Source organism: Paenibacillus sp. S33 (genome assembly GCF_053615415.1).
The window spans coordinates 2113656-2125625 of sequence record NZ_JBSIEZ010000001.1 but is presented as its reverse complement, the minus strand read 5'-3'; the positions used below and the strand labels follow the sequence as shown (position 1 = coordinate 2125625).

Sequence of the window (11970 nt, the reverse complement as noted above, 5' to 3'; positions counted from 1 at the left end):
TCAGAGCCGATTTACAGTTCTTCCACGATAATCTGATTGTTTGTATACACACATATTTCCGAAGCAACCTCTAGCGCTTCCCGTGCCATGTCCTTTGCTTCCATGCCAGAGCCATGGCGTTTGAAAGCACGGGCAGCCGCCAATGCAAAATTACCACCTGAGCCAATCGCAAGCACATCATCATCCGGCTCTATAATTTCGCCGCCTCCAGAAATGAGCAACATTCCGGATGAGTCCATCACAATCATGAGCGCTTCCAGCTTGCGCAGGATACGATCCTGTCGCCAGTCCTTGGCAAGTTCCACGGCTGCTCTTTGAAGATTTCCGTGGTGTTCCTCCAGCTTATTTTCAAACTTTTCAAATAACGTGATAGCATCGGCCACTGAACCCGCAAATCCTGCAACGACCTGACCTCGATACAATCTGCGCACTTTTTTAGCCGTCTGCTTCATCACAACACTGTTGCCGAACGTTACCTGTCCATCACCCGCAATAGCTCCTTTGCCATTGTGGCGTACAGCGCAGATGGTGGTAGCATGAAAGGACATATCCATAACGCGCTCCTCCTTTTCCTTCATCCTTATGCCTGTACTTCAGCTGACATAACTCCCGTTTCGTTGATATAACCACGCAAACTTTCCAACGCGCGATTAGCGAGAGCTTCATTTTTTTCCTTTTTGTTACGAATCCGTTTCTCCAACTTTGGAAGCAAACCAAAGTTTGCATTCATCGGTTGAAAATGCTTAAAATCAGCGGTCGTAATATACCGTGCCATGCTACCTAATGTCGTTTCCGCAGGAAATACAAACATTTCCTGTCCACGCGCTGCTCGTGCCGCATTCATCCCGGCCAGCAGACCAGAAGCCGCTGACTCCACATATCCCTCTACACCGGTCATTTGTCCGGCGAAGAATAGATTACTTCTTCCCTTAAACTGATAAGTTGGATGAAGTTGCTGCGGAGAATTAATAAAGGTATTGCGATGCATCACACCGTAACGTACAAACTCTGCCTCTTCAAGACCCGGAATCATTGAAAACACACGCTTTTGCTCCCCCCATTTGAGGTGAGTCTGGAAACCAACCAGATTATACAGCGTTCCTGCGGCGTTGTCCTGGCGAAGCTGAACAACTGCGTGGGGCAGTTCACCTGTATGTGGATTTACGAGACCCACAGGTTTCATCGGTCCGAACAATGCCGTTTGTTTCCCACGTTGCATCATCACTTCGATGGGCATACAGCCTTCGAAATAAATTTCTTTTTCGAATTCCTTGACTTGCGCTACCTCAGCCGTAATCAGAGCCTCATAAAAAGCATCAAATTCCGCTTCGTTCATCGGACAATTCAAGTACGCTGCTTCTCCCTTATCATAACGGGAAGCCAGATAAACCTTGCTCATGTCGATAGAGTCCTTTTCTACAATCGGAGCTGCCGCATCGTAAAAATAGAAATACTCCTCTCCCATCAGTGATTTAATCTGTTCCGACAAAGCCGGAGAAGTTAAAGGCCCCGTCGCAATAACCACAATACCGTCCTGTGGGATTTCCTGAAGCTCTTCATTAACAACCTCGATCAAAGGATGTTGATGAAGCGTCTCAGTAATATGACCGGAAAATCCGTCACGATCCACTGCCAATGCACCGCCAGCCGGAACAGCATGACGATCTGCTGCACTAAGAATCAAGGAGTTTAGTATTCTCATCTCTTCCTTCAGTACACCTACTGCATTCGTTAGGCCGTTTGCTCGCAAGGAATTACTGCATACCAATTCGGCAAATTTATCTGTATGATGTGCTGGTGTTTTTACGACCGGCCGCATTTCATATAACTTGACTGGCACTCCACGGCTTGCAATTTGCCAGGCAGCTTCGCTGCCCGCCAAACCTGCTCCAATGACCGTTACCTTTTGTAGTTCACTCACGTTTAAATCCCCCTGCTATTGTTGTTCTTAAGAAGTCTCTACGCCCTCATCGCTCTCTTCCAGCATTTCGCTGTGATCGCAGACCGTACAGTTGAGCTTCGTTCCTTGTTTTGTACGTTTTTCGACCATTAGGCTATTGCAACTTGGGCAAGGCTTAATGGACGGTTTATCCCAGGAAACAAAATCACATTCCGGGTAGCGGTCACATCCATAGAAGATACGTCCCTTTTTACTCCGTCGTTCGACGACATGGCCCTCACCGCATGTAGGACAATTAATCCCGATATCCTTAACAATTGGCTTTGTGTTACGACAATCTGGAAAAGCAGAACAGGCCAGGAATTTACCAAATCGGCCAAGCTTATACACCATTTGGCTGCCACACTTATCACAAATGACATCGGATACTTCATCTTTTATTTCAATTTCTTTCATTTCTTCTTCAGCCACTTCAAGTCGCTTCTCGAATGACTCGTAAAAGTCACTCAACACCTTGACCCAATTACCTTCGCCTTCTTCGACGTGGTCAAGATCACCTTCCATATTAGCTGTAAACTCCACATTCAGTATCTCTGGAAAGAACTCCTCCATCTGTTCGATGACCAATTCGCCCAGCTCTGTAGGGAAAAATTTCTTTTCTTCAATAGCAACGTACCCACGTTTCTGAATGGTTTCCAGCGTTGGTGCATACGTACTTGGACGTCCTATACCCAGTTCTTCCAGCGTCTTCACAAGTCGCGCTTCCGTATAACGGGGAGGCGGTTGTGTAAAATGCTGCTTCGGCTCAACTGCTTCTTTTTTTAATTTATCGCCTGGTTGAAGTGGTGGCAGCAGTTTATCTTCTTCGGTTTTACCATCGTCATTTCCCTCTACATACACTTTCATGAAACCTGGAAAACGAACCTTAGAACCTGCTGCCCGGAATATCGTCTCACCCGCTTCAATATCTACGGACAAAGTATCCATAATAGCAGATGCCATCTGGCTGGCCATGAAACGTTCCCATACCAATTTGTACAAACGGAACTGATCCCGACTCATAAACGGCTTAACTGTTTCCGGATCGCGTAACGCAGAGGTTGGGCGAATCGCTTCATGCGCATCCTGGGCGTTGGCCGCTTTTTTTGAATATTGACGAGGAGTTTCAGGTACAAAAGCTTCGCCATATTTTTGAATAATTAATTCTTTCGCTTCCTCTTGAGCTGAAGCGGCGATCCGTGTGGAATCCGTACGCATATACGTAATCAGACCCACGGTCCCTTCTTTTCCTAAATCCACACCCTCATATAGCTGCTGAGCTACAGACATCGTTTTAGATGCACGGAAGTTGAGCTTCCGAGCCGCCTCCTGCTGCAAGGAACTTGTTGTGAATGGAGGAGAAGGATTGCGTAAGCGCTCTTTCTCTTTCACATCGAGCACCTTGTAAGACGATTTTCCGATAGCTTCCAACACTTCTTTTACATCCGCTTCGCTGGAGAGCTCTTTCTTTTCACCGCGCAGCTTATGAAATTTCGCTTCAAAGGTACTGTCTTTAATAGCTAGTTTAGCTGTAATCGTCCAGTATTCTTCCGGTACAAACTCATTAATCTCGTTTTCCCGGTCCAAAATAATTTTCACCGCAACCGACTGCACCCGCCCAGCGGATAGACCCTTTTTTACCTTTTTCCAGAGCAACGGGCTGATTTTATAGCCAACAAGTCGATCCAGTATCCGTCGTGCCTGCTGAGCATTAACCAAATCCATATTGATTTTACGGGGTGTTTTAAAAGCATCTTTGACAGCCTGCTTCGTAATTTCATTAAATACAACACGGCAATCTGCTGTATCGTCCAATTCCAGCGCATGTGCCAGATGCCAGGCAATAGCCTCACCTTCGCGATCCGGGTCAGCCGCCAGATATACTTTTTTTACTTTTTTTCGGGCATCCTTTAATTCTTTTAGAATTGAGCCTTTACCTCGAATGGTAATGTATTTGGGATTAAAATCATTTTCGACCTCTACGCCGATCTGACTCTTTGGTAAATCCCTGATATGACCCATGGAAGCCTTGACGATATATTTGCTGCCTAAGTATTTGCCGATCGTCTTCGCCTTGGAAGGCGATTCCACGATGACGAGTGAATCCGCCATAGGCTCTTCCTCCTCTCAATTACACACATGAATATGATAGACTTCCTGAAATGTGGTGAGTTATGACGCGGAGAGCGCTTCACAGATTGGTCATTTTTCCAGATGGCTGTGCTTGTTCAGAAAGATTCCATCTGCTCCGCTACTGCGAGTCATAATGTCAACACATTTCAGGAAGTGGGGAAGGAGTAGGAATCCGCGACGCGGATGAATGCCATACTGCCCTCCACCTGATGTTTAAAATTGAATTTGTGCATTTACTAACTAAGGACTTTGCAAAAACAACTACTAAATAAGCTTGTATTTTGTGCCCGCTAGCTGGGCGATCCTTTTTTTTATGATTAACGATAACAGAACTGCGTGTAAAAGTCCAAAATCCCATGCCGTAGCATCAAGCAGTTCATCCAGTGTCATGGTTCCCTGTTCGAGCAACAGTATGACACGGTTTTCCTCAGAAGTCTCACTTTCTGGCACTTTGGAGGCCTCCTTCAGATTAAGACTCTGCTCTCTATTGTATGAAGAAACCTCCCTTGTACGCAAATCTGCTTCATACTCCTCAATAATATCCGAAGCTTCAGTGACTGTTTTGGCTCCTTGCTTAATCAAGCTCAGCGTGCCTCTACTCTTCGGTGACGTAATGGGTCCGGGAACAGCAAACACATCTCGATTTGCCTCTAGCGCAGCATCAGCTGTAATCAAGGAGCCGCTTCTTGCATCTGCTTCGACGACGAGCGTTCCCTTCGTTAGACCAGCTATAATCCGATTACGTTGTGGAAACATTCCTGGATGTGACCTCGTGCCTGGAGGATATTCCGATACGATCAAGCCTTTGCTAGCCATCTCTGCAAATAAAGACGCATTTTGGGGAGGATAAATTTGATCAATCGCTGTTCCCAGTACACCAATCGTGTTTCCTCCCCGGCGCAGGGCTGTTTCGTGACAAATACTGTCAATTCCTCTCGCCAATCCGCTAACGATTGTAATCCCTGCATTACATAATCCCTCTGTTAGTATCTCCGCTGCTCTACGTCCATAAGCGGTAGGAACGCGAGTTCCTACCATGGCTACAGAACATGTATGCAAAAGTGATTTATCCCCTTTTGTATACATTACCCATGGTGGGTCAACTGTTTCCTTCATTAATAGGGGATAATCCTCGTCCACATAAGTTACCGTTCCAATATCACCGGATAGAACTCGCTGATATCGTTCATGCACCCATTCTTCATCGTAACACTGAGCCGCAATTCGTGCCTGAGCAGGGCTTAACCCTATCTCAATCCACTTTTGTTCGCTAAAATGCAGTAGCTCATGCAATCGATAGTCACTCGACCAAATACGCTGAATTGTTTTTCTTCCGATTCCCTCTAACTCATGCAAGCCTAACAAAAGCCATCTTTCTTCCAAACTATGGTTCCCCCATTCACGGAAGAGTGAACCCTCCCTTATTTTGTGGCACAATGAATCATTTTGCAAGCGTTTCCCTGACAAGCCTGTCTTAACGCAAAAAAAGCAACCTTTTCATCCCCTGTTTCAGAAGATAAAAAGGTTGCTTACCTTTCTTTCATTATACACTAGCCTGCGGCAAATTTCGATGCAGTTTTATGGCTTGTATATTAATGAAGAAACACGATTTAATGTGTCGTACACAAATTCAAAATACCACGTGCTTCCAGCACACTTACCAGTGTCGAGCCCATTTCGGAAGGAGTCGGTGCCACCTTGATCCCGCAGGCTTCAAGCGTGGCAATTTTCTCTTTGGCCGTTCCTTTTCCACCAGAAATAATGGCGCCTGCATGCCCCATCCGTTTGCCCGGAGGCGCGGTCACACCGCCGATAAAACCAACTACTGGCTTCGTCATATTGTCCCTGATCCACTCGGCAGCCTCTTCCTCGGCTGTACCCCCAATTTCTCCGATCATAATGACAGCGTGAGTGTTGGGGTCCTCATTGAAACGTTGCAAAATGTCAATGAATTCTGAACCTTTAACGGGGTCACCGCCAATACCAACCGCGGAAGATTGTCCTATACCTCGGGTCGTTAACTGATGCACTGCTTCATAGGTCAAAGTACCACTACGTGACACAACACCTACATGACCTGGTAGATGAATGTAACCTGGCATAATACCGATTTTACATTCTCCTGGCGTAATAACGCCTGGGCAGTTAGGGCCAATCAGAACGGTCTTTTTACCTTCCATAAAACGTTTGACTCTGATCATATCAAGCACCGGAATGCCCTCCGTGATACAAATCACGAGATCTAGTTCCGCATCTACAGCCTCCAAAATGGAATCTGCTGCAAAAGCCGGTGGCACGTAAATCACGCTCGCTGTTGCGCCAGTAGCTTCCTTGGCTTCGCTTACGGTGTTAAACACTGGCAATTTGACCTGTTGTCCGTTCTCCAGTGTAATTTCTACCTCGGTGCCCCCCTTACCTGGAGAGGTGCCACCTACCATTTGTGTACCGTAATCAAGTGCACCCTTGGCATGAAACAACGCCGTTTTTCCCGTAATCCCCTGTGTAATCACCTTTGTATGCTTATCGACCAAAATACTCACGATCTTCACATCCCCTATCGTTTATTCGGCATATCGGAATGCAAACAGGCTATTGAACAAGTTCGACGATTTTTTGGGCGCCATCCGCCATGGAATCCGCTGCTACGATATTCAAACCGGATTCCGCTAAAATCTGTTTGCCGAGCTCAACATTTGTCCCTTCAAGACGGACAACAAGCGGACGAGTCAGCCCCAACTGTTTGGCAGCCTCCACGACGCCGTTCGCAATGATGTCACACTGCATAATTCCGCCGAAAATGTTCACGAAAATACCTTCTACCTTCGGATCGGACAAAATGATTTTGAACGCTTCGGTTACCTTTTCCGTCGTCGCACCGCCCCCTACGTCCAGGAAGTTGGCCGGATCGCCACCGTAATATTTGATAATATCCATGGTTGCCATCGCCAAGCCCGCACCATTGACCATACAGCCAATATTTCCGTCCAGAGCGATATAGCTTAGATCGTATTTAGATGCCTCAATTTCCTTCTCGTCCTCTTCATCCAAATCACGCAATTCCAAAATATCCTTGTGACGGAACAACGCATTAGAATCAAAATTCAGTTTGGCATCCAACGCCAGTACATTCCCATCACCCGTAACGACTAAGGGATTGATTTCTGCAATCGAACAGTCCTTGTCCACAAAAGCTTCGTATAGTGCCAGCATAAACTTGACCGCTTTGTTTACCAGTTCATTTGGGATATTAATGTCATACGCCAACTTACGTGCCTGATACACCTGAAGCCCAATCGCTGGATCAACAACCGCTTTAAAAATCTTCTCCGGAGTGGCTGCAGCCACCTCTTCGATTTCCGTACCGCCTTCTTCTGAGGCCATCATTACGATACGTCCAGTCGCACGATCTACGACAACGCCGACGTAATATTCTTTACGAATATCGCAGCCTTCCTCAACCAAAAGGCGTTTAACCTCTTTACCTTCAGGTCCGGTCTGATGCGTCACCAGCACCTTACCCAAAATTTCAGAAGCAAAAGTCCGCACCTCATCCAGACCTTTGGCAACTTTCACGCCACCCGCTTTACCGCGTCCACCAGCATGAATTTGTGCCTTTACCACCGTAACAGCGCTTCCAAGCGATTCTGCCGCAGCAACGGCTTCCTCCACCGTATAGGCAACCTTACCGTTCGGTACAGCCACTCCGTACTGCTTCAATACTTCTTTACCCTGATATTCATGGATATTCATTCTGGAATCCTCCTATCAACATGACTGCAACAAGGGCGGTTCACAAGGAAATCTATACTAAACCTACATCATTGTAACATGTTTTTAAAACGCTTTCCTTATAATTTAACCTCATGAATTACAGTATTTTGATATCATTATCATTCCCAAAATCGAATGTTTGGATATTATTGGATATTTCTCTTAATACAAATTCACACAAAAAAAGCACCTCTACAACATGGGATTACCTAATCCACATTAAGAGGCACTTTAATTCTTCAAGCATGATTAGGTATTTTTCTTTCAGCTGAGAACAACTCATGCCATAAGATTCGCAAGAGCAACTGAAAACACCTTATGATTTTTCAATTTGTACATTAGCTTGATGAACACGATCGAGCAGATCATTGAACTGGAGCAGAAGCGACCCAAATTGATCATGAGTCATACTTGTTTTTTCCTGGATGCATCCTGGTACGGACAGAGCTTTTTCCCGTAATGCGCTTCCCTCTGTCGTCAAAGAAATCAGCACCTTACGCTCATCCTGAGTGGAACGCTTTCGATCGATAAGCCCGGCGTTCTGCAATCTCTTCAATAGCGGAGTTAGTGTGCCGGAGTCCAAATATAGTGCCTCACCCAATTCCTTCACTGTACACTCTTCACGCTCCCAGAGCACGATAAGTACCAAATATTGCGAGTACGTCACACCGAGCTTTTCCAGATAAGGCTGGTATAGCTTCGTAATCTCTCTGGAGCATGCATATATGGCAAAGCATAACTGATTATCAAGTTTCAACGCTGTACCTTCATTAGGATTGTCTTTCATGCTGTCTGATCACCTACTTTCGTCATTATTTTAGCACATTATATAATAAAATACATGCTAATTGCACAAAATACTTTACAAACAATAATTATTTTGATAAATTAAATTGTGTAAAATATAAATTGAGCGAGAGGCAGTGATTGGATTATGATGACCATTCAACAAAAAATGTATGAAACAACAGTAAAAGCGGTTGGTGGACGTAACGGTTATATCGAGTCTTCTTCCCCTGAACTCCGTTTAGATATTGATACCCCAAAAGAAATGGGCGGCGCAGGCGGTGCAGGTACGAATCCAGAGCAATTGTTCGCAGCAGGCTATTCCGCTTGCTTTGACAGTGCCTTAAATATGGTTGCTCGCATGCAACGTATTAAGCATGAAGGTACTGAAGTAACAGCTACGGTCCATTTCGGCAAAGTGGAAGACGGCGGCTTCGGAATCGGAGTAAATCTCGACGTACTGGTAAAAGGCGTCGATCATGAAACTGCAGTAAAACTGGTGGAAGGCGCACATGAACAATGTCCATACTCTCGCGCTACCCGCGGTAATATTGAAGTGAAACTGAACGTTTTGTAACTTAGATTTTCTTTAGCATATGTAGGGGGCCCATCTCCATCTCTCTTCATGAATTCAATAGTATTCGTTAGAATGAATCTTACAACAAGTCCCTCAACCGTTTTTTGTCGAGGGGCTTATTATCCTTTCAGCTATTCCTTCGTTAAAGAATGTTTGTTTTTTTCCATCAAGTAACATGGGAGATGATGTATAATCGTATATACAAAATTGATATACTCATAGTATAATCACTATTGTCATAATCTTTTTTTCTTCTCCAGATCTTTATTGTCTGGAGCTTTTTTTGTCCTTTTTTCCATTTTCTATTGTACATACGCTTTGGAAAACTCTTTCATAAAAATGATCGTGTTATAGCTACTAATTTATCGCCTTTTTAACTTTCGTGAAAACTGGCATTTGCTCTATCCATATGGCGGTATTGAATAGCTTCAGCCACATGTGAAGTCGAAATTTTTTCTGAGTCATGTAAGTCTGCAATGGTACGCGAAAGCTTGAGAATTCGATCATACGCGCGCATGCTTAAACCGAGTGCGTCCATTGTCTGGTCAAGCAACTCTGCTGCATTTTTTTCTAATACGGCATATTTACGAAGCATCTGACCAGACAGCTCACTATTCCATGAAAAGGGAAGCTTGCTGTATCTGTGGATTTGTATCGCTTGAGCAGCAAGCACCTGCCTTCGCATTTCAGCGGACGACAATGATTCTTTTTCCTCCCGCCAATCCTTCGGCTGCGATACTTCAAGCTGAAGATCGATCCGATCCAGCAGTGGACCAGAAATACGTGAACGGTAGCGGGCTACTGCTGCAGGTGAACAGGTACAGCGCTGATGTTCCGTGTCATTTCCGAAAAAGCCACAGTGACACGGATTTAAAGAGGCAGCAAGTAAAAAATGCGCCGGATACTTAAAAACAGCACGTGAACGACTGATCGTAACATTGTGGTCTTCCAAAGGTTGACGCAGCACTTCTAGTACATGACGGCTAAACTCAGGCAACTCATCCAGAAATAAAATCCCCCGGTGTGCAAGACTGATTTCTCCTGGTTTGGGTATACCTCCCCCACCCACCAAACCAGCAGCAGAGATCGTATGATGAGGCGAACGGAAGGGACGAATATTCATCAGATGAGGCGATGACTCCTTCCACTTCCCGGCAGCGCTGTATACTTTGGTGACTTCAAGCGCCTCCTTTTCAGTCAAAGGCGGAAGGATAGATGGCAATCTGCGGATGAGCATTGTTTTCCCAGCCCCCGGCGTTCCCATAAGCAGGATATTATGCATTCCGGCTGCAGCGATGACTAACGCACGCTTGGCGTGTAGCTGACCCAACACATCGCTGTAATCCTCCATGTTGCTAGTTATCCCTTCTTTTTCACACAACGGTATATGCTCTGCCTGAGGTAAATGGTCATAGGAACAGATCATGACTTGTTTACTGGCAGCACAACTCTGATTTGTCGCTTGGCTATCAACAGTGCCTTGTGCACGATCTTCAATCGGAATAAGATCTGCTAGATGCCGTATAGCGTAAATACGTATACCCGTAATCAGACGAGCCTCGCTTGCGTTTTCCTGGGGAAGCAGCACGGAGTTGAATCCTTCTCGCTTGGCCAGATCAACCATGGACAGTACCCCATTCACGGGGCGAATACTGCCATCCAGCGCCAGCTCGCCAATAAACAGCGTCCGTTCTCCCACGGGTAAAACGACCTGTTCACTGGTTGTCAGCAACCCTAAAGCGATAGCAAGGTCAAAAGATGAACCTTCCTTACGCAAATCAGCAGGAGCTAAATTAATCGTGACACGCTGAGACGGATATTTAAAGCCACAGTTTTTGATTGCTGCTCTGACACGCTCCACTGCCTCTCGAATCGCCGAATCCGGCAATCCTATAATCGCTGTCTGAGGCAAGCCATTGGACAAATCAGTCTCAACTTCAATCAGAACACCATCTATTCCATACAAACAAGCTCCGTGTAATTTTCCATACATATCAAAAAGCACCTCTCCTCATATTGGAATGCTCCCTATCGGGAATCATTGCATATATGAAAAAAGGTGCTTCCAAATTTTCATTCTTTGCAAATGTGATGTTCGAAATCTTAGCTCCGAACCATGCTTTCAAAATTCTTGACTAAGTTTACCTGACGACAGATTATTTGTCAAACAAGGTCAGCTTATCGGCTGCCGGAGTACGTGGTCTTGATTCCGGGATAACGTCAGGATAGCCTGCATATATCATTCCTATTACCTTCTCACCCGGTTGAATTCCCAAGTGCTCACGGAACTTAGGCGAATACAAAAATGGCTTTGTCACCCAAAACGTTCCGATTCCTTTGCTCCATGCGGCAAGCATAAAGTTTTGTACAAGCGCGCTGACCGCTGCAAAATCCTCATCCCAAACCGCTTGACGCGGGTCTTCTTCCAATACTACTAAAAGCTGGATCGGGTTGTGCAAAATGCCGCTCTCAAACTTGTTGTCCTTACCAATATCGGCTGCAATTGCTTTTGCAAGCTTTTTCCGTCCTTCACCAGCAAACAACAGAAAACGCCACGGTTCACGCATTTTATGATTAGGAGCCCACACAGCGACGTCCAGCAGTTCTTTGATCGTATCTACCGGAATGGAGTCGGATTTAAATCGTTTAATCGTCCGGCGTTCCTGAATTACATCTATGACATGTTCACTAAAGGTATGCTTTGTCACGTAAATCCTCCTTCACAGGTACAACTTCTAGATATTCATTTTAAGATGAAAATGAT

10 protein-coding genes are annotated in these 11970 nt (G+C 45.4%); 1 reads left to right on the top strand and 9 read right to left on the bottom strand.

Annotated elements, in window-relative coordinates; translation table 11 throughout:
- Window positions 1–11: 11 nt before the first annotated feature.
- The 7 genes from hslV to ACWGXJ_RS10040 all read right to left on the bottom strand — a co-directional run bounded on the left by hslV (window position 12) and on the right by ACWGXJ_RS10040 (window position 8630).
- Entirely contained in the window at window positions 12–554 is a 543-nt protein-coding gene (gene hslV, locus ACWGXJ_RS10070; protein WP_013309881.1) for an ATP-dependent protease subunit HslV, read from the bottom strand.
- Window positions 555–580: 26 nt separating this feature from the next.
- On the bottom strand, window positions 581–1921 hold the full coding sequence (trmFO, locus tag ACWGXJ_RS10065; protein WP_061831860.1) for an FADH(2)-oxidizing methylenetetrahydrofolate--tRNA-(uracil(54)-C(5))-methyltransferase TrmFO: 1341 nt from the start codon (window positions 1919–1921) through the stop codon (window positions 581–583).
- Window positions 1922–1948: 27 nt separating this feature from the next.
- Complete coding sequence (gene topA / locus ACWGXJ_RS10060; RefSeq protein WP_452566667.1) at window positions 1949–4051, bottom strand: type I DNA topoisomerase; 2103 nt, start codon at window positions 4049–4051, stop codon at window positions 1949–1951.
- A 285-nt stretch (window positions 4052–4336) separates the two neighbouring features.
- The gene (dprA, locus tag ACWGXJ_RS10055) at window positions 4337–5455 is read right to left on the bottom strand and encodes a DNA-processing protein DprA (protein WP_452566666.1); all 1119 of its coding nucleotides are present in this window, start codon (window positions 5453–5455) and stop codon (window positions 4337–4339) included.
- A gap of 227 nt (window positions 5456–5682) precedes the next feature.
- Entirely contained in the window at window positions 5683–6612 is a 930-nt protein-coding gene (sucD, locus tag ACWGXJ_RS10050; RefSeq protein ID WP_025723280.1) for a succinate--CoA ligase subunit alpha, read from the bottom strand.
- Between the two features lie 49 nt (window positions 6613–6661).
- Complete coding sequence (gene sucC, locus ACWGXJ_RS10045; RefSeq protein ID WP_053325253.1) at window positions 6662–7822, bottom strand: ADP-forming succinate--CoA ligase subunit beta; 1161 nt, start codon at window positions 7820–7822, stop codon at window positions 6662–6664.
- A gap of 337 nt (window positions 7823–8159) precedes the next feature.
- Entirely contained in the window at window positions 8160–8630 is a 471-nt protein-coding gene (locus tag ACWGXJ_RS10040; protein ID WP_061831856.1) for a MarR family winged helix-turn-helix transcriptional regulator, read from the bottom strand.
- Window positions 8631–8777: 147 nt separating this feature from the next.
- Between ACWGXJ_RS10040 and ACWGXJ_RS10035 the strand changes: the two genes are divergently transcribed.
- Window positions 8778–9206 carry an organic hydroperoxide resistance protein gene (locus tag ACWGXJ_RS10035; protein WP_061831855.1) on the top strand — a complete coding sequence of 143 codons (429 nt, stop codon included), beginning with the start codon at window positions 8778–8780 and terminating at the stop codon, window positions 9204–9206.
- Window positions 9207–9579: 373 nt separating this feature from the next.
- Here the strand turns inward: ACWGXJ_RS10035 and ACWGXJ_RS10030 are convergent, their stop codons facing one another.
- Both ACWGXJ_RS10030 and ACWGXJ_RS10025 read right to left on the bottom strand, forming a co-directional pair.
- Window positions 9580–11199 (bottom strand): YifB family Mg chelatase-like AAA ATPase, encoded by a 1620-nt coding sequence (locus tag ACWGXJ_RS10030; protein WP_452566665.1) that lies wholly within the window; start codon window positions 11197–11199, stop codon window positions 9580–9582.
- Window positions 11200–11362: 163 nt separating this feature from the next.
- Entirely contained in the window at window positions 11363–11914 is a 552-nt protein-coding gene (locus tag ACWGXJ_RS10025; protein WP_025723284.1) for a nitroreductase family protein, read from the bottom strand.
- Window positions 11915–11970 lie beyond the last annotated feature (56 nt).

Coding starts and splice junctions, on each gene's coding strand:
- hslV (WP_013309881.1), bottom strand. CDS start 554: ATGGATATGTCCTTTCATGCTACCACCATCTGCGCTGTACGCCACAAT.
- ACWGXJ_RS10040 (WP_061831856.1), bottom strand. CDS start 8,630: ATGAAAGACAATCCTAATGAAGGTACAGCGTTGAAACTTGATAATCAG.
- topA (WP_452566667.1), bottom strand. CDS start 4,051: ATGGCGGATTCACTCGTCATCGTGGAATCGCCTTCCAAGGCGAAGACG.
- sucC (WP_053325253.1), bottom strand. CDS start 7,822: ATGAATATCCATGAATATCAGGGTAAAGAAGTATTGAAGCAGTACGGA.
- ACWGXJ_RS10035 (WP_061831855.1), top strand. CDS start 8,778: ATGATGACCATTCAACAAAAAATGTATGAAACAACAGTAAAAGCGGTT.
- ACWGXJ_RS10030 (WP_452566665.1), bottom strand. CDS start 11,199: ATGTATGGAAAATTACACGGAGCTTGTTTGTATGGAATAGATGGTGTT.